This is a genomic window from Aquitalea sp. LB_tupeE (genome assembly GCF_013391415.1).
GTDB lineage: Bacteria > Pseudomonadota > Gammaproteobacteria > Burkholderiales > Chromobacteriaceae > Aquitalea.
Map to the genome: position 1 here is coordinate 158,958 of NZ_JACAXB010000017.1, position 23,606 is coordinate 182,563.

At 55.8% G+C, this 23,606-nt stretch carries 20 protein-coding genes; 18 read left to right on the plus strand and 2 right to left on the minus strand.

Translation table 11 applies throughout. The features are described 5' to 3' along the window. Window position 1 precedes the first annotated feature (1 nt). The 16 genes from rsmG (at window position 2) to HWX34_RS08965 (ending at window position 14,639) form a co-directional block, all read left to right on the plus strand. Window positions 2–628 (plus strand): 16S rRNA (guanine(527)-N(7))-methyltransferase RsmG, encoded by a 627-nt coding sequence (gene rsmG / locus HWX34_RS08890; RefSeq protein ID WP_178971902.1) that lies wholly within the window; start codon window positions 2–4, stop codon window positions 626–628. Continuing rightward, on the plus strand, window positions 625–1,416 hold the full coding sequence (locus HWX34_RS08895) for a ParA family protein (RefSeq protein WP_178971903.1): 792 nt from the start codon (window positions 625–627) through the stop codon (window positions 1,414–1,416). The genes rsmG and HWX34_RS08895 overlap by 4 nt, the downstream gene beginning before the upstream one ends. A 4-nt stretch (window positions 1,417–1,420) precedes the next feature. Beyond that, on the plus strand, window positions 1,421–2,278 hold the full coding sequence (locus tag HWX34_RS08900; protein ID WP_178971904.1) for a ParB/RepB/Spo0J family partition protein: 858 nt from the start codon (window positions 1,421–1,423) through the stop codon (window positions 2,276–2,278). Between the two features lie 92 nt (window positions 2,279–2,370). Beyond that, window positions 2,371–2,730: an ATP synthase subunit I gene (locus tag HWX34_RS08905; protein WP_178971905.1), complete on the plus strand. Its 360-nt coding sequence runs from the start codon at window positions 2,371–2,373 to the stop codon at window positions 2,728–2,730. A 14-nt stretch (window positions 2,731–2,744) separates the two neighbouring features. Next, complete coding sequence (gene atpB, locus HWX34_RS08910) at window positions 2,745–3,563, plus strand: F0F1 ATP synthase subunit A (RefSeq protein ID WP_062787388.1); 819 nt, start codon at window positions 2,745–2,747, stop codon at window positions 3,561–3,563. 89 nt (window positions 3,564–3,652) lie between these two features. Further along, entirely contained in the window at window positions 3,653–3,934 is a 282-nt protein-coding gene (gene atpE / locus HWX34_RS08915; RefSeq protein WP_045847701.1) for a F0F1 ATP synthase subunit C, read from the plus strand. A gap of 53 nt (window positions 3,935–3,987) precedes the next feature. After that, a complete protein-coding gene (locus HWX34_RS08920; protein ID WP_045847702.1) occupies window positions 3,988–4,458 on the plus strand; it encodes a F0F1 ATP synthase subunit B in 471 nt (156 codons plus the stop codon). 7 nt (window positions 4,459–4,465) lie between these two features. Next, window positions 4,466–5,002 (plus strand): F0F1 ATP synthase subunit delta, encoded by a 537-nt coding sequence (locus tag HWX34_RS08925; RefSeq protein WP_045847703.1) that lies wholly within the window; start codon window positions 4,466–4,468, stop codon window positions 5,000–5,002. Window positions 5,003–5,010: 8 nt separating this feature from the next. Then, window positions 5,011–6,555, plus strand: coding sequence for a F0F1 ATP synthase subunit alpha (atpA, locus tag HWX34_RS08930; RefSeq protein WP_045847704.1), 1,545 nt, complete (start codon window positions 5,011–5,013; stop codon window positions 6,553–6,555). Window positions 6,556–6,594: 39 nt separating this feature from the next. Beyond that, window positions 6,595–7,461: a F0F1 ATP synthase subunit gamma gene (gene atpG / locus HWX34_RS08935; protein ID WP_045847705.1), complete on the plus strand. Its 867-nt coding sequence runs from the start codon at window positions 6,595–6,597 to the stop codon at window positions 7,459–7,461. A gap of 43 nt (window positions 7,462–7,504) precedes the next feature. Beyond that, window positions 7,505–8,899 (plus strand): F0F1 ATP synthase subunit beta, encoded by a 1,395-nt coding sequence (atpD, locus tag HWX34_RS08940; protein WP_045847706.1) that lies wholly within the window; start codon window positions 7,505–7,507, stop codon window positions 8,897–8,899. 15 nt (window positions 8,900–8,914) lie between these two features. Then, on the plus strand, window positions 8,915–9,337 hold the full coding sequence (locus HWX34_RS08945; RefSeq protein ID WP_045847707.1) for a F0F1 ATP synthase subunit epsilon: 423 nt from the start codon (window positions 8,915–8,917) through the stop codon (window positions 9,335–9,337). 82 nt (window positions 9,338–9,419) lie between these two features. After that, the gene (gene glmU / locus HWX34_RS08950) at window positions 9,420–10,784 is read left to right on the plus strand and encodes a bifunctional UDP-N-acetylglucosamine diphosphorylase/glucosamine-1-phosphate N-acetyltransferase GlmU (protein WP_178971906.1); all 1,365 of its coding nucleotides are present in this window, start codon (window positions 9,420–9,422) and stop codon (window positions 10,782–10,784) included. Window positions 10,785–10,986: 202 nt separating this feature from the next. Then, window positions 10,987–11,778, plus strand: coding sequence for a DeoR/GlpR family DNA-binding transcription regulator (locus HWX34_RS08955; RefSeq protein ID WP_178971907.1), 792 nt, complete (start codon window positions 10,987–10,989; stop codon window positions 11,776–11,778). Continuing rightward, window positions 11,778–13,607, plus strand: a complete 1,830-nt coding sequence (glmS, locus tag HWX34_RS08960) for a glutamine--fructose-6-phosphate transaminase (isomerizing) (RefSeq protein WP_178971908.1) — start codon at window positions 11,778–11,780, stop codon at window positions 13,605–13,607. The genes HWX34_RS08955 and glmS overlap by 1 nt, the downstream gene beginning before the upstream one ends. A gap of 342 nt (window positions 13,608–13,949) precedes the next feature. Beyond that, window positions 13,950–14,639 (plus strand): response regulator transcription factor, encoded by a 690-nt coding sequence (locus HWX34_RS08965; RefSeq protein ID WP_255496642.1) that lies wholly within the window; start codon window positions 13,950–13,952, stop codon window positions 14,637–14,639. A gap of 42 nt (window positions 14,640–14,681) precedes the next feature. Here the strand turns inward: HWX34_RS08965 and HWX34_RS08970 are convergent, their stop codons facing one another. Beyond that, window positions 14,682–16,682, minus strand: a complete 2,001-nt coding sequence (locus HWX34_RS08970) for a sensor histidine kinase (protein ID WP_178971909.1) — start codon at window positions 16,680–16,682, stop codon at window positions 14,682–14,684. Between the two features lie 1,248 nt (window positions 16,683–17,930). On the opposite strand from HWX34_RS08970, the gene HWX34_RS08975 reads away from it, so the two are divergent. Beyond that, window positions 17,931–21,113 carry an autotransporter domain-containing protein gene (locus HWX34_RS08975; protein WP_178971910.1) on the plus strand — a complete coding sequence of 1,061 codons (3,183 nt, stop codon included), beginning with the start codon at window positions 17,931–17,933 and terminating at the stop codon, window positions 21,111–21,113. 140 nt (window positions 21,114–21,253) lie between these two features. Further along, window positions 21,254–22,024, plus strand: coding sequence for a transporter substrate-binding domain-containing protein (locus HWX34_RS08980; RefSeq protein ID WP_178971911.1), 771 nt, complete (start codon window positions 21,254–21,256; stop codon window positions 22,022–22,024). Between the two features lie 554 nt (window positions 22,025–22,578). Here the strand turns inward: HWX34_RS08980 and HWX34_RS08985 are convergent. Further along, window positions 22,579–23,322 carry an ABC transporter substrate-binding protein gene (locus HWX34_RS08985; RefSeq protein ID WP_178971912.1) on the minus strand — a complete coding sequence of 248 codons (744 nt, stop codon included), beginning with the start codon at window positions 23,320–23,322 and terminating at the stop codon, window positions 22,579–22,581. Window positions 23,323–23,606 lie beyond the last annotated feature (284 nt).

Here is a 23,606-nt window from a genome sequence, read left to right on the forward strand (position 1 = left end):
CATGACACATACTGCAGAACTGAAACAAGGGCTGGATCAACTAGCCCTGGGCCTCACCGAACAACAGCTGGCCTTGCTGGATGGCTATCTGAACCTGCTGGCCAAGTGGAACCACACTTACAACCTGACCGCCGTGCGCGAAGAGCAGCGCATGGTCAGCTACCATCTGCTGGACAGCCTGTCGCTGGTGCCGCACCTGAACGGTGGTACCCGTCTGCTGGATGTTGGCTCCGGCGGCGGCATGCCCGGTATTCCGGCGGCCATTGCCCGTCCCGACCTGCAAGTGGTGGTGCTGGACGCCAACCACAAGAAAACCACCTTCCTGCGCCAGGCGGTCATCGAGCTGGGCCTGTCCAATGTCGAGGTTGTCACCAGCCGTGTCGAGGCCTACCAGCCGGAACACAAATTCGATCGCATCACCAGCCGTGCCTTTGCCGAGCTGGCCGAGTTTGTGCGCCTGACGCCGCACCTGCTGGCCGACGGTGGTCAATACCTGGCCATGAAGGGCGTGTATCCTTACGAAGAAATCTCGCTGCTGCCGGACACGGTAGCAGTAGCCGAAGTACTACCGGTGTCGGTGCCTGGTCTGGACGCCGAACGCCATCTGGTGAGAATGGTGGCTAAATGAATGCACGCGTGATCGCGGTTGCCAATCAGAAGGGGGGGGTCGGCAAGACCACCACCGTGGTCAACCTGGCCGCAGGTCTGGCCGAGCTGGGCCGCAGGGTGTTGATTGTCGACCTCGACCCGCAGGGCAATGCCACCATGGGTAGCGGCATTGCCAAGCAGGCACTGGAGCGTTCCGTCTATCACGTGCTGCTGGGCGATGCTTCGGTAGAAGAAGCACGCCAGCCGGCCAAAGAAGGTGGCTACCACGTACTGCCGGCCAACCGCGATCTGGGCGGGGCCGAACTGGAACTGGTGAACGAACTGGCGCGCGAAGCCCGGCTGAAAAATGCCCTTAGCGCAGTGGAAGACCAGTACGACTACGTGCTGATCGATTGCCCGCCCTCACTCAATCTGCTGACCCTCAACGGCCTGGTGGCCGCCAACAGCGTGCTGATTCCCATGGTGTGTGAATACTATGCGCTCGAAGGGCTGTCCGATCTGGTTACCACCTTGCGCAAGGTGCGCGTGGCGGTGAATCCGCGTATCGAAATAATGGGCCTGCTGCGCACCATGTTCGATGCACGTAGTAATCTTTCACAGCAAGTGTCCGAACAGCTGGCCAGCCACTTTGGCAACAAGGTGTTCGAAACCGTCATCCCGCGCAATGTGCGCCTGGCCGAAGCGCCCAGTCATGGGCTGCCGGGGCTGGTCTACGACCGTAATGCCCGTGGCGCACAAGCCTATCTCACCCTGGCGCAGGAACTGACTGCCCGCCTCGAACCCGCAACCGCAACTCCATCTGTCTGACAACATGGCCAAACTCAAAGGACTCGGGCGCGGTCTAGACGCGCTCCTCGCTACCAGCACAGTGGCGGATGACCGCCTCACCACGCTTTCCATCGACCTGATCCGTCCCGGTAAATACCAGCCACGCAGCCATATGCACGAGGCTGCGCTGGAAGAGCTGGCTGCTTCCATCCGTGCGCAAGGCGTGATCCAGCCGGTCGTGGTGCGTGAAGTTGGCCTCGGCGAATACGAACTGATTGCTGGTGAACGCCGCTGGCGTGCCGCACGCAAGGCGGGGCTTGCCGAAGTACCTGCAGTGGTGAAAACCGTGGCTGACGAAGCCGCGCTGGCGATGGCGCTGATTGAAAACATCCAGCGCCAGGAGCTGGACCCCATCGAAGAAGCACATGGTCTCAAGCGCCTGATCAGCGAATTCGGCCTCACCCACGAAAGCGCGGCGGATGCAGTAGGGCGTTCTCGCAGTGCGGTATCCAATTTGCTGCGCCTCCTGGCGCTGCCCGAGCCAGTACAAACCATGTTGCACCAAGGTCAGCTGGAAATGGGCCATGCGCGTGCGCTGCTGGCGCTGCCGGTGGTGCAGCAGCTGGAGATGGCACACGAGGCAGTGGAAAAGGGCTGGTCGGTGCGCGAAGTGGAGCGCCGTGTCCAACAATTGTCTGACCAAAAAACCACACCGCCGGTAGCAGAAAAGCGCGTCGATCCGGACATTGCCCGTCTAGAGCAAGAAGTGTCGGAACGCATTGGCGCCAAGGTCAGCATCCGCCACGGTGCGCGTGGGCAGGGGCGTTTGCAGGTGGAGTATGCCAATCTGGACGACCTGGAACGCTTGCTTGAAAAACTTCAAGCAAAATCAAGCAAATGATTTTATGTTGCACTGCAATGGTGCGGGCGATGTTCAGTTTGACGCAAATCAAGCGCTCAGCCTATAATCGAGCGATTTTTTAAGTGTCGGACATGCAAAATCCGGAAGTCGGGCGCGTACTGCGCCTGCAAGCAAAACTGCTTGTAGTGGCTGTACTACTTGGTGCCGTGCTAAGCGCCGGCACCGTTGCTGTTCCGGTGTCGGTTCTGCTTGGGGGGCTGTCGGCGCTCATTCCCGCCGCAGTGTATGCAAGAATCGCCTACGCCAAGCGGCATGTCCCACCTGCGGTGCTGATGAAGGCGCACTTCAAGGCAGAGGCAGTCAAATTCATTCTGACTGTCTTAATGTTTGGTGCATCTTTGGTGTTTTTCAAGGATTTATCGGTAGTGGGTTTGCTGGCAGGCTTTTTTGCCACGGTGTCCGGCTACTGGTTAGGGCTTCTAATCAAATAATTGAGAAAAGAGCGATGGCAAGCAACGCAATTGAGTACATTAATCACCACCTTACGTTCTGGAATTCCGATCCGTCCCCGGCTCGTGGTTTCTGGAGCCTGCACGTAGACACTTTCTCCGTCTCCCTGTTCCTGGCTTTTGTGTTTGCCGGTGTATTTGCCATGGTGGCCCGTCGTGCCAGCCTGGAAAATCCGGGCAAGCTGCAGTTGTTCGTGGAGTCCATCATCGAATTGGTGGATACCCAGGTTAAGGAAATCTTCCATGCCAAGAGCAAAGTCATCGCCCCGCTGGCGCTGACCATCTTCTGTTGGATCTTCCTGATGAACGCAATGGACATGCTGCCGGTTGACCTGCTGCCGAATCTGGCTCAGTGGATCGGCCACACCTTCTTCGGCCTGGAACCGCATCACATCTACTTCCGTTCGGTTCCGTCCGCTGACGTGAATGCCACCTTCGCCATGTCGCTGTCGGTATTCCTGTGCATCATCGGCTTCTCCATCAAGGCCAAGGGCCTGGGCGGCTGGGGCAAGGAACTGCTGACCGCACCGTTCCACACGCACAACCCGATTGGCGCCATCATCCTGGCCCCGCTGAACTTCATCTTCCAGCTGGTTGAACTGGCCGCCAAGCCGATCTCTCTGTCGCTTCGTTTGTTCGGTAACCTGTACGCTGGCGAACTGATCTTCATCCTGATCGCACTGCTGCCCTGGGGCGCACAGTGGATCCTGGGTGCACCGTGGGCCATCTTCCACATCCTGATCATCACCCTGCAGGCCTTTGTGTTCATGATGCTGACCATCGTGTACCTGAGCCTGGCTGTGGAAGCGCACTAAAGAGTTTGTGGTATCTGTTTTTTTAGAGCTTTACCTTTGTTTTAGTTTTTTTTACCAACCATCCTTGCATAAGTCTTAGGAGATACACAATGGAAGCACTCGTTTCTCAGATTCAGTCGATGACCGCTATCGCAGCTGCTCTGATCATTGGCCTTGGCGCTCTCGGCACTGCTATCGGTTTCGCCATTCTGGGTGGCAAATTCCTCGAGGCCTCCGCCCGTCAACCGGAAATGATCCCGGTTCTGCAAACCAAGCTGTTCATTATCGCCGGTCTGCTGGATGCGATCTCCATGATCGGTGTGGGTGTTGCCATGCTGTACACCTTCAGCAACCCGTTCCTGTCCGCTGCCAAAGCAGCTCTGGGTGGCTAATTTTTAGCCAGTAAACGGTTTGTGTAGAAGTCATTCTCTGGAGGAAAACAAGCGTGGAATTTAACGTAACACTACTGGGCCAGGCGATCACGTTCGCCATCCTGGTATGGTTCACCATGAAGTTTGTTTGGCCTCCGCTTACCAATATGATGGAAGAGCGTGCCAAGCGTATTGCAGACGGCCTGGCCGCTGCAGAACGTGGCAAGCAAGATCTGGAAGCTGCTGAAAAGCGCGTTGCGGACGAACTCCGCAAAGCCAAGCAACAGGCAATGGAAATCATTACTGCTGCTGAGAAGCGTGCCTCCCAGATCGTGGACGAAGCCAAAGACAATGCCAGCACTGAAGGTGCCCGTATTGTGGCTGACGCCAAGGGTCAGATCGATCAGGAAGTGATGCGCGCCAAGGAGGCACTGCGTGAGCAGGTAGCCCAGCTGGCCGTCATCGGCGCAGAGAAGATCCTGCGCAAAGAGATCGATGCAGCCAAGCACGCCGACCTGCTTTCCTCCATCAAAGCGGAGTTTTAATTAACTCATGGCAGAACTCATTACCGTCGCAAGGCCCTACGCCGAAGCGGTATACAGCCTCGCCACCGAAACGCGTACGCTGGACCAGTGGTCCGATGCGCTTGCGTGGCTGGCTGCCATGGTGAACAACCCGGATATGGTTGAAGTTGTCACCAATCCGAAACATACCGCAAAAGAGGTTGAGGCGCTGATGCTGGAAGTCCTCGGCGAGCGTACCAACGAAAGCGTGAAAAACTTTCTGGTCGCCCTGATCGAGAACCACCGCCTGATGCTGCTGCCGCATATCGCCAGTCAGTTTGAGCTGTTCAAGGCTGAAGCGGAAAACATCGTTGATGCGCAAGTTGAAACGGCGTTCCCGCTGACCGAAGAACAGAAAGCCGAACTCACCAGCACGCTTTCCAAGCAGTACGGCAAAACCGTACGTCTTGATGTGCGTGACAATGCCGATCTGATCGGTGGTGTGCGCGTGCTGGTCGGTGATGATGTCATCGACAGTTCCGTGCGCGGCAAGCTGCAAGCCATGGCGGCAAGCCTCAAGAATTAGGAGAGATCATGCAGTTGAACCCCTCTGAAATCAGCGATCTGATCAAGGCCAAGATTCAGAACCTGGCTGAAGGCGCTGAAGTCCGTACCAAGGGTACGGTAATTTCCGTGACCGACGGTATCGTTCGTGTCCACGGTCTGGCAGACGTGATGCAGGGCGAAATGCTCGAGTTCCCGGGCAACACCTACGGCCTCGCCATGAACCTGGAGCGCGACTTTGTCGGCGCCGTGGTTCTGGGTGAGTACGAACACATTTCCGAAGGCGACGAAGTCAAGTGTACCGGTCGCATTCTGGAAGTGCCGGTAGGTCCGGAACTGGTGGGCCGTGTTGTTAACGCCCTGGGCCAGCCGATCGACGGCAAGGGTCCGATCAACGCCAAGCTGTCCAGCCCGATCGAAAAGATCGCGCCGGGCGTGATTGCGCGTCAGTCGGTATCCCAGCCGATGCAGACCGGCCTGAAGGCGATTGACTCCATGGTACCGGTAGGCCGTGGCCAGCGTGAGCTGATCATTGGCGACCGTCAGACCGGCAAGACTGCCGTTGCTCTGGACGCCATCATCAATCAAAAAGGCACTGGTGTTGTTTGTATCTACGTTGCCGTAGGTCAGAAAGCATCCTCCATTGCCAACGTGGTACGCAAGCTGGAAGAGCACGGTGCACTGGGTCACACCATCATCGTGGCCGCTACCGCTTCCGAAGCCGCTGCCCTGCAGTTCATCGCCCCGTACTCCGGTTGTGCGATGGGCGAATACTTCCGCGACCGTGGCGAAGATGCACTGATCGTATACGATGACTTGTCCAAGCAAGCCGTTGCCTACCGTCAGATCTCCCTGCTGCTGCGTCGTCCGCCGGGCCGTGAAGCTTACCCGGGTGACGTTTTCTACCTGCACTCCCGTCTGCTGGAACGCGCTTCCCGCATCAACGCGGATGAAGTGGAAAAACTGACCAACGGCGAAGTGAAGGGCAAGACCGGTTCGCTGACCGCACTGCCTATCATCGAAACCCAGGCTGGTGACGTTTCCGCCTTCGTTCCGACCAACGTGATTTCCATTACCGACGGCCAGATCTTCCTGGAATCCGACCTCTTCAACGCAGGTATCCGTCCGGCCATCAACGCCGGTATTTCGGTATCCCGCGTGGGTGGTGCGGCCCAGACCAAGGTCATCAAGAAGCTCGGTGGCGGTATCCGTCTGGCACTGGCCCAGTATCGTGAACTGGCTGCGTTCTCGCAGTTCGCTTCCGACCTGGACGAAGCTACCCGCAAGCAGCTGCAACACGGTGAAGTGGTAACCGAACTGATGAAGCAAAAGCAGTTCGTACCGCTGGCCACTGCCGAAATGGCACTGACCCTGTGGGCTGTGAACAAGGGCAGCTACGAAGACGTTCCGGTGAAGAAGGCCCTGGCATTCGAAGCTGAGTTCCTCGCTTACGTGCGTGCGAACCACAGCGACCTGCTGGCCGCCGTTAACGCTTCGGGCGACCTGTCCGGCGACAACGAGAAGGTACTGGCCAAGGCGATGGAATCGTTCAAGGCTGGCTACAGCTTCAACTGAGCCTTTCGACTCACGTCGTAGCTAAAGAAAGGTTCAGGAATGGCAGTCGGTAAAGAGATTCTCACCAAGATCCGAAGCGTGCAAAACACGCAGAAGATCACTCGCGCGATGCAAATGGTGTCAACCTCCAAGATGCGCAAAACGCAAGAGCGTATGCGCGCTGCCCGTCCTTATGCTGAGAAGGTGCGCACGGTTATGGCGCACCTTGCTCAGGCAAACGCGGATCTTGGTCATCCACTGCTTGCACGCCGTGACGTTGTCAAGCGCGCTGGTATTATCCTGGTTTCCTCTGACAAGGGCCTGTGTGGCGGCCTGAACGTGAACTCGTTCAAGCGCTTCTATGCCAAGGTCAAGGAACTGCAGGAACAGAACGTCGAAATCGACGTGTGCTGCCTCGGCCAGAAGGCCGTTGCTGCCTGCCAGCGTGCTCGCCTCAATGTTGTGGCAAGCGCAGTCCAGCTCGGCGATGTGCCGAAGATGGACAAACTAATTGGCCCGCTTACAGTGCTGTTCAAACAGTACGCTGAAGGCGAACTGGACGCGGTTTACATCGTCTACTCCGGTTTCATCAACACGATGAAACAGGAACCGACGCTCGAACAGCTCCTGCCGTTGACTCCGCAACACATGGTGGTGGAGCACTCGCATTCGTGGGATTACCTCTACGAACCGGATGCACCCAGCCTGATGGAGTTCTTGGTCAAGCGTTACCTGGAGTCGGTGGTTTATCAGGCTCTGGCCGAAAATATGGCTTCCGAACAGGCAGCGCGTATGGTGGCCATGAAAGCTGCAACCGACAACGCCGGTAATACGATCAAGCAGCTGCGCCTTGTGTACAACAAGGCCCGTCAAGCGGCAATTACCACTGAGCTGTCTGAGATTGTGGCTGGTGCCGCAGCGGTGTAAGCCGTTACACAGACTGTAAAAGTTAAATGTTTAGGAACCGATAATGAGCCAAGGCAAAATCGTACAAATCATTGGTGCGGTGATCGACGTGGAATTCCCGCGCGACGCCATGCCGAAGGTTTATGATGCCCTGAAGCTGGTTGACGCTGACCTGACGCTCGAAGTCCAGCAACAGCTGGGCGACGGCGTGGTCCGTACCATTGCGATGGGTAGCTCGGACGGCCTGAAGCGTGGCATGGCTGTAGCCAACACCGGCGCACCGATTTCGGTGCCGGTTGGTAGCGCCACTCTGGGTCGCATCATGGACGTACTGGGTAACCCGGTTGACGAAGCTGGTCCGGTGGCTACCGACGCACGTCGCGCCATTCACCAGTCCGCTCCGAAGTTTGACGAGCTGTCTTCCGCTACCGACCTGCTGGAAACCGGCATCAAGGTGATTGACCTGCTCTGCCCGTTTGCCAAGGGTGGTAAGGTTGGTCTGTTCGGCGGTGCCGGTGTAGGCAAGACCGTGAACATGATGGAATTGATCAACAACATCGCGAAGGCCCACTCCGGTCTGTCCGTGTTCGCTGGTGTAGGTGAGCGTACCCGTGAAGGTAACGACTTCTACCACGAAATGAAGGACTCCAACGTACTGGACAAGGTTGCGATGGTGTATGGCCAGATGAACGAGCCGCCGGGTAACCGTCTGCGCGTTGCACTGACCGGTCTGACCATGGCCGAGCATTTCCGTGACGAGAAGGACGCTTCCGGCAAGGGCCGTGACGTTCTGCTGTTCGTAGACAACATCTACCGTTACACCCTGGCCGGTACCGAAGTATCCGCTCTGCTGGGCCGTATGCCTTCCGCAGTGGGTTACCAGCCGACGCTGGCCGAAGAAATGGGCCGTCTGCAAGAACGTATTACTTCGACCAAGGATGGTTCCATTACCTCCATCCAGGCCGTATACGTCCCTGCGGATGACTTGACCGACCCGTCTCCGGCAACCACCTTCGCCCACTTGGACGCTACCGTGGTGCTGTCCCGTGACATCGCTGCCCTGGGTATCTACCCGGCCGTTGACCCGCTGGACTCCACTTCCCGTCAGCTGGACCCGCTGGTAGTTGGTGACGAGCACTACTCCGTAGCTCGTGGCGTGCAATCCACGCTGCAGCGCTACAAGGAACTGCGCGACATCATCGCCATTCTGGGTATGGACGAACTGTCCGAGGACGACAAGCTGGTAGTGGCACGTGCGCGTAAGATTCAGCGCTTCCTGTCCCAGCCCTTCCACGTAGCTGAAGTATTTACCGGTTCCCCGGGCAAATACGTCTCCCTGCGCGATACCATCAAGGGCTTCAAGGCAATTCTCGCTGGCGAATACGACCACCTGCCGGAACAAGCGTTCTACATGGTTGGCGCGATCGAAGAAGCCGCTGAGAAAGCCAAGACCCTTTAATTAAGGAGAGGGCTTATGTCCAAGATGCATGTGGAAGTGGTCAGCACCGAACAACTCATCTACTCGGGTGAAGCCGAGTTTCTGGTCGCTCCGGCGCTGGAAGGTGAGATCGGTGTCTATCCGCGACACGTGCCGCTCCTGACCCGTATCAAGCCCGGTGTGCTGCGCATGACCGTACCGGGCAGCAAGGAAGAAGTGTTGGTGGCTGTCTCCGGCGGCATGCTGGAAGTACAGCCCACCCACATCACCGTCCTGGCTGATACGGCGATCCGCGGCGAGGATCTCGACGAAGCGCGCGCCAATGAGGCCAAGCGTGCAGCAGAAGAATCTCTGCAGCATGCTACCGACGACCTGAGCACGGCAAAGGCTCACGCTGCCCTGGCAGCCGCCATTGCCCAGCTCAAGGCGTTGGACTACCTCAAGAAGCGTGTGCACTAAAAGCGCGGGAACGATTCGTGTATAGTTGCAGGCTGCCACTTTTGTGGCAGCCTTTTTCATTTTTGGTCAGCAAAGAGTTCGCATGGACAGCCTCAATATCGTGATTCTGGCAGCGGGCAAGGGTACCCGCATGTACTCCGCCAAACCCAAAGTTTTGCACCCGGTTGGTGGTGCGCCGATGCTCGCCCGCGTCATCGCCACGGCCCGTAGCCTGAATCCGGCGCGGCTGGTGGTGGTATATGGTTTCGGTGGTGATCAGGTCCGCGAGACCATCAAGGATGAAGATATTGTCTGGGCCGAACAGGCTGAACAACTGGGCACTGGCCATGCGCTGAAAATGGCCTTGCCGGCCCTGCCGGACAGTGGCAAGACGCTGGTGCTGTACGGCGATGTGCCGCTGACCCGTAGCGAAACCCTGCAACAACTGATTGCTGTTGCTGGCGATGGCATGGCAGTGCTGACCGACGTACTGGACGATGCCAGCGGTTATGGCCGCATGCTGCGCGGTAGCGATGGCAAGCTCAAGGCCATTGTCGAGCACAAGGATTGCACACCGGAGCAACTGGCCATCCGTGAAATCAATACCGGCATGATGGTGCTGCCCAACCGCCAGCTTTCTGGCTGGCTGCAGGCACTGCGCAATGGCAATGCCCAGGGCGAATATTATCTGACCGATGTACTGGCACTGGCCGTGGCCGATGGCGTGACGGTGGAAAGCGCCAGCGTCTCGGCTTCGTGGGAAGCTGCTGGCGTGAATAATAAGCTGCAACTGGCCGAGCTGGAGCGCATCCTGCAACAGAATCAGGCGCGTGCCCTGCTAACCGCCGGTGTGACACTGGCCGACCCGGCCCGCATCGACATCCGTGGCCAGCTGCGGCATGGCCGTGATGTCAGCATCGATGTCAATTGCGTGTTCGAAGGCGCGGTAGAGCTGGGCGACAATGTCGAGATCGGTGCCAATTGCGTGCTGAAAAACGTCAAGATCGCGGCAGGCACCCGTATCGCCGCGTTCTCCCATCTGGAAGATGCCGTGGTCGGGGCAGATTGCCGCATCGGCCCGTATGCGCGCCTGCGTCCTGGCGCGGCTCTGGCCGATGAAGTGCACATCGGCAATTTTGTTGAAATCAAGAAGAGCACGGTTGGTCTGGGCTCCAAGGTGAATCACCTTACTTACATCGGCGATGCTGAAATCGGTAGCAAGGTAAATGTCGGTGCCGGTTCGGTAACTTGCAATTACGATGGCGTGAACAAGTTCAAGACGGTCATCCAGGACAATGTATTTGTCGGTTCCGGTACCTTGATGGTGGCACCGGTCACGCTGGAAGCCGGCGCGACGGTGGGGGCGGGCTCGGTGATCAGCCGCACGGCCCCGGCAGATGCCCTCACGGTGGCGCGTGCGCGTCAGGTCACCATTGCTGGCTGGAAGCGTCCACAGAAAAAGAGCTGATTTCCGGCTTGTCTGACTGCATGGCATGCCCGCTGCGCTTTCTCGACGAAAGCCCGGTGGGCATTTTCTTTGGTCGATATCGTATCGGTGCTGTTGCATTTCTTTCGTTGCAAAAGAAAAGTAACAAATTTTATGGTTCTGATGATTGATATCGGCATATTGCCTCGTTATCATGACAAAACTTTCGAAACGAAACGTTTCAATGACCAAACGAAATACCCAGCAACGTCGCCATGCCATCGCCACCCTGGTGCAGGAGCGTGGTGAAATCAGCGTAGATGAGCTGACGCGACGTTTTGCCACTTCCGAAGTTACCATCCGTAAAGACCTCGCCCTGCTGGAAACCGGCGGTCTGCTACTGCGTCGTTATGGTGGTGCCGTGGCCCTGCCCAGTGAAATGGCGGTGGAGCCGCAAGTCGGCGTGGTCTCCGATCGCAAGCTGGACATAGCCCGTGCAGCGGCGGAGCGCATTCGCGACCATAACCGTATCATCATCGACAGCGGTACTACCACCAGCGGCATGATTCCGCTGCTGGGCAGCAAGCGCGGCCTGGTGGTGATGACCAACTCGCTCAATGTCGCGGCAGCGCTGCGCGAACTGGAAAATGAACCCACTCTACTGATGACCGGTGGCACCTGGGACCCGCACTCCGAGTCCTTCCAGGGTCAGGTGGCCGAGCAGGTTCTGCGTTCTTACGACTTCGACCAGCTGTTCATCGGTGCTGATGGCATCGACCTGGAGCGTGGCACCACCACCTTTAACGAGCTGGTGGGCTTGTCGCGGGTGATGGCCGAAGTGGCGCGCGAAGTCATCGTCATGGTGGAGTCGGACAAGATTGGCCGCCGCATTCCCAATCTGGAATTGCCGTGGCACACCATTCACACCCTGATTACCGATGCGGCACTGCCGGCGGAGTCCAGGGAAATCATTCAGGCCAAGGGTGTCACGCTGATCTGCGCACCTGCTGGCAACGATAGTGCAAGGAGAAAATAATGTGTGGCATTGTTGGCGCCATTGCGGCGCGTAATGTTGTACCGGTTCTGGTTGATGGCCTCAAGCGCCTGGAATACCGCGGTTATGATTCCGCTGGCATCGCAGTGCATACCGGTGACGCCATCAGTCGCGTGCGCCGTGTCGGCCGGGTAGCAGAAATGGAAGCCGCTGCCGCAGCGGAAAACCTGCAAGGCCAGCTTGGCATCGGCCATACCCGCTGGGCCACCCATGGCGGCGTGACCGAACACAACGCACATCCGCATATCTCCTTCGACAAGATTGCCGTGGTGCATAACGGCATCATCGAAAATCACGAAGAACAGCGTCAGCAGCTGAAAGCGCTGGGCTATGAATTTACCTCGCAGACCGATACCGAAGTGATCGCCCATCTGGTGCATCACTACTATCAAGGCGGTGTCAGCCTGTTTGATGCGGTGAAGCAAGCCACCCGCCAACTGACTGGTGCTTACGCCATCGGCGTCATCGCGCTGGACCGCCCGGACGAACTGGTATGCGCCCGCATGGGTTGCCCGCTGCTGGTGGGCCTGGGTGAGGGCGAACACTTCATCGCGTCTGATGTCTCTGCCATCCTGTCTGCCACCCGTCAAGTCATCTTCCTGGAAGAGGGCGATATCGGCCTGCTCACCCGCGACAGCGTGGTGCTGCATGACAAGAACGATCAGGTGATCGAACGCGCCGTGCATGTGTCCGACGTATCGCTGGCTTCGCTGGAACTGGGCCCGTACAGCCACTTCATGCAGAAGGAAATCCACGAACAGCCCAAGGCTCTGTCCGACACCATCGAAGCGGTGCTGGAAGATGGCTTTGCTGCTGGCCTGTTTGGCTCCAATGCTGCGAAGCTGCTGCCGCAAGTGGAAGGGGTGAAGATCCTCGCCTGCGGTACCAGCTACTACGCCGGCCTTACCGCCAAATACTGGATCGAAAGCATTGCCGGTATCAGCTGCGATGTGGAAATCGCCAGCGAATACCGCTACCGCGCTGCTTTTGCCAACCCCAAACACCTGGTAGTCACCATCTCCCAGTCCGGTGAAACCCTGGACACCATGGAAGCGCTGAAATACGCCAAGGAACTGGGCCATACCATGGCGCTGTCCATCTGCAATGTGCGCGAATCGGCCATTCCGCGTGCCAGCGAACTGGTGTTCTACACGCGCGCCGGTGCCGAAATCGGTGTCGCCTCCACCAAGGCCTTCACCACCCAGCTGGTGGGTCTGTTTGCCCTGGCGGTAACGCTGGGCAAGCTGCGCGGCCGCGTGGATGCAGCCGCCGAGCATGGCTATCAGGAAGCCCTGCGCCAGCTGCCGGGCTCGGTACAGCATGCGCTCAATCTGGAGCCGCAGATCAAGGCCTGGTCCGACAAGTTTGCCGCCAAGCAAAACGCGTTGTTCCTCGGCCGTGGCCTGCACTACCCGATTGCACTGGAAGGTGCGCTCAAGCTCAAGGAAATTTCTTACATCCACGCTGAAGCCTATCCGGCAGGCGAGCTGAAACACGGCCCGTTGGCACTGGTGGATGAAAGCATGCCGGTGGTGGTGATCGCCCCCAACGATGCACTACTGGAAAAAGTGAAGTCGAACATGCAGGAAGTGCGCGCCCGTGGTGGCGAGCTGTTCGTGTTTGCCGACCTGGACAGCCATTTCAGCGAGTCGGACGGCGTGCACGTCATCCGCACCCCGCGCCATGTCGGCGTGCTGTCCGCCATTGTGCATACCATCCCGGTACAGCTGCTGGCCTACCATGTAGCCCTGGCACGCGGCACCGACGTGGACAAGCCGCGCAACCTGGCCAAGAGTGTGACGGTGGAATAATGACCGTGCGGGTTGGTGACTAGTGATCTAAAAGAATAAAGTCTGTCACGAGGTAATGAAGTCTGTCACGACGATGGCATGAACGATTTTGCCGGTAGTGCTAAACAAAGAGGCCCGCTAGGGCCTCTTTTTGTTTGAGATTTCGTGGCTTGATGATTCGCAAGGGAATGGCCGAAGGGGCCGTTCATCGGCCGAAGCTGACGCTCGCTCAGCAAATGACCAGAGGCACCTTGTATCCAAGAAGCAGTCATTAATGTAACTGACATTCAGTCAATCTTTGTGTACAAGACACATGGTGTAAGTTTTTGTAAGCATCAATGACAGCATGGTCGATTAAAATGCTTGTCCTCAAAAAATGCAGAACAGATTGTGGCAAAAGTCTTATTGGTAGAGGATGAGGTCGAACTACGCGAGGAGCTCGCCAGATTCCTGCTGCGTAGTGGCCACCAGGTAATACAGGCTGGTTCTCTGGCCGAGTTTGCGCAGTTGCAGGCAACGGTGGATATTGCAATTCTCGATATCGGCTTGCCCGATGGAACCGGGCTTGATGTGGCACAGCTCATCCGCAGTAAAACGCCGCGTACCGGCATCATCATGCTGACCGCAAGAAGTTCGACACAGGATATGCTGAGCGGTCTGAATGGCGGTGCTGATCATTATCTGGTGAAACCGTTCCGGCTGCTGGAGCTGAATGCAATCATCAATGCCCTATATCGCCGGATTGGTGGTGACTGGTGTCTGAATTTGCGTACGCGCCGCTTACTTTCTGCACAAGGACTGCAGATCTCGCTGTCACTGGCCGAGCTGGAGTTGTTTCAACAACTGGCCACTGCCGGTTTGCATGTCTTGAATCGCCGAGATCTGGTTGAAGCGATGGGGTATAACTGGCTGGAGTTTGACATGCGCAGGCTGGATACCATGATTAGCCGATTGCGCAAACGGTGGGCGGACGAAACCGGCACGGCTTTGCCCTTGAAAACCGAACATGGCAAGGGTTACAGTTTTCTTGCCACCATTACCGTCGTGCAGTGAGTGCTACCCTGCCGGCGAGCCCGGGCCGATTTGACCGGCCCATCAGGCAATGCAGGTTTCAGCAACCAGCTCATGAACTGGCAGGTATAGATGGATTGTGCAACCTTTGCCTTCCGTGCTCTCTACTTCCAGGCGGCCGCCCTGATTCTCCATCAGTTTGCGCGCCAACATCAAGCCCAGCCCGCTACCGGGCTTGCCTACGCTGTTTTTACCCCGGAAGTGTGGCTCGAATACGCGTGATAATGTCTCGGCATTCATACCTGGTCCATTATCCCTGATTACAATATTGATGTGATCGGGCACGTGGTTGCCGGTGAACAAGATGGTTGATTCGGCAGGGGTATATTTCACCGCATTGTCAGCCAGACTGCGCAATACCAGTAGCATCAGATCCGGGTCACAGACGATGCTTTCCGGTAGCTGATCCAGTTGCAGCACGAATTGGTGCGAGCTGGACAGAATGGAGGCCGAGTGGGCCGCATCATCAAGCATCATGTGCAAATTACAATGGCGGTATTGAACGCCACGCCGCATCAGCGTGAAACTGTCTTCGTTCAAATACCTGTCCAGTAGCAGGCTCAGGCGGTTTGTTGCCTGCAGTATCTTTCCATATCGGGTGCGTGTTTCCGCATCTGCCTCTATTGCATCCAGTTCCAGGTTTTGTGCTGTCATATCAATCACAGTCAGCGGTGTGCGCAACTCATGCGAAACAGTTGCAAAGAACTCACGCTGCTCCGCCTGTGCACGCCGCTCCACTTGCAAGGATGCTTCAACACGCCGTACAGCTTGCTGCAATTGCATGGTGCGCTGAATGACTTGCTCTTCCAGTTCCAGTTCATTCTTTTTGGAAAGTCGTAATGCTTCGGCCAGCGCATGGTCATGTGCCTTGCGTAATGCTTTTACCTTGATACTCACTGCGTAATTAAGGGCAAGTACATACAATGCCATGCCGATGTAATAGGCATCGTCAGTGAACATATTTGATGGCAGTAATGCCACATTGCGAAAGCCGCGGATGGTAACGGCCAGCCAAAATGGCAACAAGCCTACCAGGATGCGCATGGCCATTTTGTTTTTATGGCGAATCGTGAAGACAAATACCGTACCGAACAGCATATTCAGTAGCATCCATCCCTGGTAAATAGGACGGATCCATTCCTGACCTGCCATGCAAAGCGAGATGATTGCCAGCAGGGAGACACACCAGTCCAGCTGGACAACCCGTCTGAATAGGCGACTTTTTATTTCCAGGTAATAGATAAGAAGTTGCCCGCCGGTGGGAACTCCAAAATAAATACTGGCAATCAATATCGCCTCATTCAATTCTGGATGATTTCCTAGCAGATATTGATATAGGTAGCCCTCCGACCCCAGCATGACGATCAAATTGCATAGCGAATAGAGCGCAAACCAGCCATAAGACCGATCGCTGGAGGCACGATATAGAAAATAACCATTCAATAGTAGAGCAAAATACACTGAAGCCAGTGAGCCAAAAAATATCTGCTCGATTGCAATGTGATTTATCAGGGATTGATATGAATAAAAATTGGGTGATACGGTAAGCGTATTCTTGCTTCTAAGCTGTAAATAGATGATGTAAGGCTTATTCGCAGGAATGTCCAGTTTGAATACCGGATTGCGGTAGTCGATTTCACGGTCGTCAATGGGAATATGGTCTCCCATGGTCTTGGAAACTGTTTTTCCTGATGTATCTATCTGATACAGCGTAGCAAAGTCCAGCATCGGGGATTGCAGTTCCAGCCACCAATGGGATTGCTGTTCCGGCTTGCGCAATATCTCGATTCTTATCCATAGGGCGCCTTGCAGATAGCCAAATGCATTGGAGCTGACTGGTTTGAACAACTGATCCCGCGCGCGTATTTGATCAATCCCCATCTTCCCGCTCGTATCTTCCAGAACTTTCCAGTGGTATTGCACAGCGCTGCTTTCTGATGCGGAAAATGCATTTTGAATATTCAGCAAACAAAGCAATACGGCAATAAATAACCATGAAGAAAGCCGGAAGGGCATAGCGGGCATGTGTTCTGTCAGTAGTGGAAAAGCAGAGCCGAATCCTAGTGATGTTTCGTTTTTTTTTCCAGTTATTCCCATTAAAAAATGAGCAGTAAGGATTTGTAAGGATTTGTAAGGATTTGTAAGTAACGGTAAGGGCGATATGTCATGAAATTGGCATCATCAACCCGGTTTTTCTCTTCATGTCATGAGAGTGTTGTTCCTGAATAGCACCAATTGCCGTTGTTGATTTAAGCCAAAATTATTATTTAAAAAATATACTTACAAATCGGCAGGCCTGAGTCAGTCCCTCGTGATATGACATGGCTGTGGGGTAATGAAAAAATGAAAAGATCCGACATCGGGTATCGTTTGACCAAGGTTGGCGGGAAGATGGCCTCTGTGGCCATGTGTGCCCTGACCGGCACGGTAATCATGTCCATGACCAATATGGCCATGGCAACACCAGTTGTGTATTTTCAGACCTTTACTGCTGGCGAAACTCGCTTGCAGGATACAGTCAATACCTACTCAACCGGAAGCTCTTCCACATTTACCAGTACTTCGGTAACTGGCTTGAGTGATGGTTCAAGCTGGAATGTAGGTGGAATCAATATTTCCGCCACAAATGGTGCAAGCCGTACGATCGATGCCACTTATCTGAGTAATTCACCAAGTCTTATCGCGGCCTCCGGTACAACGGGTCAAGGCATCAATATGACAGCTTCGGGCACCGACCCAACGGGAAGTGGCTTGACCTTCAAATTCGGAACACTGATGAATGCATTCGGTATCCAGCTCGGTGACTGGGGTACTTGTTGCTATAATTCGTCGTTGTATATCCAGTTTGGCAATCAGGCAGCTAATACATGGGAAAATGCACAGCTTATCGGTACAGCAACGAAACGTGCTGATGTCCCTGAGCAAAATGGTAGCCAAACCTTCACGTTTATTGGCGCAATCAATGACAACAACTTCTTCGATGAAGTCCGTATTTATGGTAACGGCAATGGTGATGTATTGTACGCAGGTGGTACGATTTATACTGGTGAAGTGACAACAAACTCGGTTCCATCAACTGCCGGTTCCTCTACCCAGACCAGTAGTACTGATATTGATAAGGCCCAATCTCAGTATCTGGCCAGTAATATTGGCTCAACGGTAAACCCCACTTTTGTTGGTGGCACACTGAAAAGTGATACGGCGACTGTTGCGCAGAATTTCACTATTGATGACTCAGCCAATGGAGCAAGTAGCACTATTGACCAGAATGGTATGAACAGTACCTACACTGGAGTTCTGTCCAACGCTACTGGCAAAACAGGTTCTATTACCATCAGCAATACCGGCTCTGGTGGTAGTGTCACATTCTCTGGTGCTAATACCTATACCGGCAGTACGACAATCAATAGCAATGCAAAGTTGGCCTTGACCGGTGCTGGCAGCATTTCCGCGTCCAGCTCTGTCATTGACAATGGCAATTTCGATATTTCGGCCACCGATAGTGGTGCCAGCATCAAGAGCCTTTCCGGTAGTGGCAACGTGGCACTTGGCAACAAGACGCTGACGCTCACGAATGCCAACGATACCTTCTCCGGTGGAATTGGTGGCACGGGTGGCCTGACCGTAACTGGTGGCAACGAGACCCTGACGGGTGCCAACACCTACACCGGTGCCACCCAGGTAACTGGCGGCAGCCTGACTCTGTCTGGCAGCGGCAGCCTGGCCAGCACGGCAGTCAGCATCGCCAACGGCGCAAGCCTGCATGACAACAACAGCGGCCTGTCCACTGCCACCAACCTGACGGCAGATGGCGCATTGACCCTGGGCGCGGATCAGACCATTGCCCAGCTGAACGGTGCAACAACCGGTACGGTAGCGCTGGATTCGCACACCCTGACCATTGGTAACGGTGGCAGCTTCGCCGGTGTGGTCAGCGGTACAGGTGGCGTGACCGTGGCTGGCGGCAACGAAACCCTGACTGGTGCCAACACCTATAGTGGAACCACCACCATTCGCAGTGGTGCCGGCCTGACCCTGGCCAGCGGCGGTAGCCTGGCCCACTCGACGATTGCCGATGCCGGTAGCCTGACCCTGACCGCCAATGCAACGGCCAAGTCCTTGTCCGGAGCCGGTAGTGTGAATCTGGGCAGCAATACCCTGACCCTGAACAGCGCTGGCGATACTTTCTCTGGCGCGATTGGTGGTAGCGGTAGCCTGGTGCTGAACAGCGGCACCGAAATCCTGAGCGGTGCCAACACCTATAGCGGTGGCACCCGCGTCAATGGCGGCACCTTGCAGGTTTCTGCTGATAACAATCTTGGCAGCGGAGCACTAACCCTGAATGGCGGTACGCTGCACAGCACTGGCAGCTTTACCACCAGCCGGGCACTCACCTTGCAGGCAGGTTCCACCAGCGCCATTACTACCGATACCGGTACCAACCTGCTGCTGGAAGGTGTCATCAGCGGCTCGGGCAATCTGCTAAAGAATGGCAACGGTACGCTGGAGGTGAATGGCGCACACAACACCTTCTCCGGGCAGACCACCATCAATGGCGGTGTGGTGCAGATTGATGATGGTGCATCCTTGGGGACCGGGCAGATTCTGCTCAATGGCGGTACCCTGCAGACGCTCAGTACCTTGAGCAATGCACAGCAGGTGGTCGTGACTGGTAGTTCCTCCGTGAACACCAATGCAGGTACCACGGCCACCATGTCCGGTACGGTAACCGGTTCGGGCAGCAGCTGCTTCAACAAGACCGGTGCCGGTACCCTGAACATGACCGGCAATGCCACGCTGTCCAACGGCACTTGCGTGCAGGAAGGTACCTTGCGTGCCAATGGCGACCTCACCAGTAATGTTACAGTGGACAGTATCGGCACTTTGCGCGGCACTGGCGTAATCCGTGGTACTACCACCGTAACCGGCAAGCTGGCCCCGGGTAACTCTCCGGGTACGCTGTATTCCACCGGCACGGTCACCATGACCAGTGGCAGTACCTTTGAAGAGGATATCGATGGCACCGGGACCGGGACTGGGGCGGGGAATTACTCGCGCCTGATCATCAGCGGTAGCACCAGCCAGTTTATTGCTGCCGGTACCCTGACCCCGCTGCTGCGCGGTATCACCACCGATCCGGCCATTCCGACAAGTACGGCCAATAACACCTTCACACCGTCCCTGGGAGACAGCTTCCGCATTGTTTCGGCTGAAGGTGGCATTGTCGGCCGCTTCGCCAGCCTGGTACAGCCCAGCTCTGGTCTGGCAGCAGATACTCAGTTCGTGGCTTTCTACAATCAGCTGGGCAGCAATAGCATCGATTTGCGCCTGACACCCACTTCGTATGCCAAGTATTTGACTGGCGGCAATCAGAATGCGCGCAATGTCGGCGGGGTTCTGGACAAGCTGCTGACTGGCCAGGTAAACAATACGGATACAACAGCGCAAAGCAATCTGCTTTATGCCGCGTCCGGATTGAATGCCAGCCAGCTCAAAACCGCAGCCCGCCAGTTGTCGGGTGAAGTGCATGCGGAACTTGCCGCAACGGCACCACTGGCCTCACGCGCTTTGCAATCTGATGTCAGCAACCACCTGCAACAGGATGCGGCTGCTGGTGAGAATCAGGATGGTACGCCGGCAAGAGTGCTGTGGGCTACATCGAATGTTGACCACCAGCAGTTCAAGGCAGATGACTTTGCATCGGGCTACAAGACAAACCGTAGTCAGTTTAGCGTCGGTATTGATGCATTCACGACCAGCCGGACCCGTGCCGGTTTCGGTATGTCGCATGCTGAAACATCGATCGGCCAGGAGTCGGGTAGTGGTAGCCTGACTGAAACCATGGTGTTCGTGTATGGATCGCAGGCACTTGGCAAGTTCTATCTGGATGGCATGGCATCTATCGGTAGCGCGGACTGGAGCAGTGGTCGCAGCGACCCCTTGCAACTGAGCGGTGGTCTGGCTTCCAGTTCCACGGGTAGCAACACGCTGTTCAGTACTGGCCTGCGCATGCCGATTGCCATGAGCAACGGGGTGGTCGAGCCGTTTGCCCGGGTGATCTGGCAGCGTAGCAGCCGGGACGCGCAAAACGAGGGCAGTGCATCGGTATCCGCGCTGAGCCTGCAAGGCTATTCCGCCAGCGGTGTGCGCAGCATGGTTGGTTTCAGTGGCAAGTCGCTGGAGCAGGATCCGCTGAAGGCTGCGTTTACCTATCAGCTCTCGCTGGCCGTGGGACAAGATAGCGGCAAGTTGTCCCGTCCTCAGGTGAACAGCCAGCTTGCAGGTATAGACCTGACAACCACGTCACCGCACAGTGGCCGCCAGTTTGTGCAAACCCAACTGAACGGAACGCTGAAAATCGGCAAGCAGTCGTATCTGTATGGCGGGGTGAATAGTGAGATGGCGCAAGGACGTAGCGAATACGGTGCTTCTGCCGGGGTTCGTGTCGCGTTTTAAGCCTGTCTGACCGTTTCACAAAGTTGAAGCCGGGTGCTTTTCACAGGAAGGGCACCCGGCTTTTCTTTGCCGGGTGGTCATGATTTGTCTTCCTGGCGTCAGTCTGTGACTGACTTGCCATCTTGTTTGTGGCATCGACAATGATCCGTATTTACCTGCTTCTTGTGCTGATGGGCGTCTTGTCTGCGGGAAGCGTGCATGCCATCAGTTTGCGTACCAGTGCGCAGGATGGAAACCTGATGTGGTTCAATCCCAATGATTCGGTCATGCCAGGCTTCAGTATGGAGTTGATCCGTTTGCTGCAGCAAACGGATACGCAGTTGCATATTTCCGGCCAGGAAAATGTGCGCTCCTTGCGACGGCTGGAAACCGACCTGGCCAACGGAAAAATTGACATGGCGGTAGGGATGGTGGACTCGCCTTCGCGCCGACAACATTTTGTCGTGATCAGCAAGCCAGTACTTTATGTGCAACATGCTGCCCTGGCCGTGCGCAAGGATGATTACTTGTTCCGCTTGCCGGAAGGCGGGGTGGGGGCGCTGGGGCAATACGGGGTGCTTGCCATTGCCCAGGGTTCTGCATACGGGGAATACCTGCACGCGCTGGGGGCACTGCCGGTGGATGATGGCGCGATTACTGTTGCCGGCAATCTGGGTAAGCTGGTGCGCCATCGGGTGCGTTTCGTTCTGCATGCCCAAGAAGAGTTGGGCTGGCATATTCGGCTGCTGCAGTTACAGCAGCGCGTGCGCTTGATTCCGGTAGCCGGTGGGCAAAAGGATGTGTGTCTCATGCTGTCCAGAAAGTTACCTAATGGTACGGTCAGGCGTCTGCACTCTGTCCTGCTGAAGCTGGAGCGCTCGGGAAGTCTGGGGGCCTTGAGAGTCAAATATGGACTGAACGGTATGTCGTAAGCTAGCGGTGTCAGGAAATAGCATCAAAGCTGCTATTGGCTGATGCTCTGCTGAATGGCGGCTTTGGCCGACGACCAGACTCCGATCTAACTCACTTGGGTGCTGCCTGGTCAAAGCGGTCATTGGCACAGGTGGGAGGGGCTGCAATGGGGCTCGACAGACTTTGTTTGATGAGGCATTTGGGGTTGTCGTATTGATCCTGCCCTCGACGAACTTTGCGATGTGATCGACACTATTAAAAATCAATAGACTAGAGTTCGGACTCGCGACGAACTTTATTTGCTCTAGTCATTGGTCACTAGAGCAAATAAAGTCTGTCGGATCCGAATAAAGTTCGTCGGAGTCTGATCAAGTAAAAGGGGCCATTGGCCCCTTTTACTTTTCCGGTTAGCGGGTGTGCTGAATTGCCGGGGGTGCTTTGATGTGGAGCGAGTACTTTTCACCCAAAGCGGCAGGGCGTTATCAGCTATTCAGTCGCACTGGATTTTGGAATCCATCCGGCACGAGTGGAATCTCGACTGTCCGTGATCTGCCAGACAGTCCAGGATGTCGTACTAGTGAATGCGCATGGGGGCTTGCTGCTGTCTGCGCAGTTCATTCTCCATCAGCCGGTTCAGGCTTCCATCCTTGGTCATGCGGCTCATGGTCTGGTCGAAGAGGACTGCTAGCCTGGCGGCATCTGGGCCGGGAGTGAATACCAGGTAGCTGGCCACTTTTTCGATACTGGGTCCGGTTTGTACGGCTTCGTTCCCACCTGGTATTTTTTGTAGCAATTGCAGCCCTACTACACGGCTGCATGGCACGATGTCCACCCGCCCGGCCAGTAATTTGCGCAAATTCAATTCATGGCTATCCGTGCTTTCCACTGCAGCAAATAGCCCTGCTTTTAGTGCCTGGTCCAGACGAGGGCTATAGAACACATTGCGGGTGATGCCAATGCGTGCGCCAGCAATGGATGCCAATTGGCCGTTGAACTTCCATGGCGAGTTCTTGCGGACGAAAAATACATAGTCCTGAATAAGCAGGGGTTGATTGGGATAAACCATGGTCGATTCCCGCTCCGAGGTCTTTTTTAGCGGGAACAAACCATCTACCCGGCGGTGGTTGACAAGATTGAGCGCACGGTTCATCGGATAGAGTTTGATCTGTGCATGTTTGCCTATCCGGGCAAAGACTTCGCTCACTATGCTGGTGGCCAGGCCTTCGGGCCCCTGATCACCCTCTGTGATATAGGGTGGATAGTCGAAGGTCACCAGCCGTAGCGGGGTGGCATGACAAACTTGGAATAACAGCAGCATCAGCGGCCAGTATGGAAGTCGCATACATTGGGTTGGCAGAGTAATTATCAGCCATAATTTATGGTTTGTTTATAATAGACCCTTTCCGCATGGAATTAGCCTGACTCTATGTTTAAAGAGGCTGATAATTGTTCTTTGTTGGGAATAGTGCACAGGCCAGCTTGCCTGCCCGGTTATTTGCGGTGCCTGCCGTATGGCTAGAGCGCGGCAGCCACTTGTACCTTTAGCGGCTGCGGGGTGGCGTGGGTGGCATCCCGCACTGCAGCGTTGTCGCCTGACGAAAC

Bases quoted from the DNA above. Each gene is read 5' to 3' on its own strand.
- glmU (WP_178971906.1), top strand. From the start codon at position 9,420: ATGGACAGCCTCAATATCGTGATTCTGGCAGCGGGCAAGGGTACCCGC.
- HWX34_RS08925 (WP_045847703.1), top strand. From the start codon at position 4,466: ATGGCAGAACTCATTACCGTCGCAAGGCCCTACGCCGAAGCGGTATAC.
- glmS (WP_178971908.1), top strand. From the start codon at position 11,778: ATGTGTGGCATTGTTGGCGCCATTGCGGCGCGTAATGTTGTACCGGTT.
- HWX34_RS08985 (WP_178971912.1), bottom strand. From the start codon at position 23,322: ATGCTGCTGTTATTCCAAGTTTGTCATGCCACCCCGCTACGGCTGGTG.
- atpG (WP_045847705.1), top strand. From the start codon at position 6,595: ATGGCAGTCGGTAAAGAGATTCTCACCAAGATCCGAAGCGTGCAAAAC.
- HWX34_RS08900 (WP_178971904.1), top strand. From the start codon at position 1,421: ATGGCCAAACTCAAAGGACTCGGGCGCGGTCTAGACGCGCTCCTCGCT.
- atpD (WP_045847706.1), top strand. From the start codon at position 7,505: ATGAGCCAAGGCAAAATCGTACAAATCATTGGTGCGGTGATCGACGTG.
- HWX34_RS08905 (WP_178971905.1), top strand. From the start codon at position 2,371: ATGCAAAATCCGGAAGTCGGGCGCGTACTGCGCCTGCAAGCAAAACTG.
- HWX34_RS08975 (WP_178971910.1), top strand. From the start codon at position 17,931: ATGAACAGTACCTACACTGGAGTTCTGTCCAACGCTACTGGCAAAACA.
- HWX34_RS08955 (WP_178971907.1), top strand. From the start codon at position 10,987: ATGACCAAACGAAATACCCAGCAACGTCGCCATGCCATCGCCACCCTG.
- atpB (WP_062787388.1), top strand. From the start codon at position 2,745: ATGGCAAGCAACGCAATTGAGTACATTAATCACCACCTTACGTTCTGG.
- atpA (WP_045847704.1), top strand. From the start codon at position 5,011: ATGCAGTTGAACCCCTCTGAAATCAGCGATCTGATCAAGGCCAAGATT.
- rsmG (WP_178971902.1), top strand. From the start codon at position 2: ATGACACATACTGCAGAACTGAAACAAGGGCTGGATCAACTAGCCCTG.
- HWX34_RS08980 (WP_178971911.1), top strand. From the start codon at position 21,254: ATGATCCGTATTTACCTGCTTCTTGTGCTGATGGGCGTCTTGTCTGCG.
- HWX34_RS08895 (WP_178971903.1), top strand. From the start codon at position 625: ATGAATGCACGCGTGATCGCGGTTGCCAATCAGAAGGGGGGGGTCGGC.
- HWX34_RS08970 (WP_178971909.1), bottom strand. From the start codon at position 16,682: ATGCCCGCTATGCCCTTCCGGCTTTCTTCATGGTTATTTATTGCCGTA.
- HWX34_RS08945 (WP_045847707.1), top strand. From the start codon at position 8,915: ATGTCCAAGATGCATGTGGAAGTGGTCAGCACCGAACAACTCATCTAC.
- atpE (WP_045847701.1), top strand. From the start codon at position 3,653: ATGGAAGCACTCGTTTCTCAGATTCAGTCGATGACCGCTATCGCAGCT.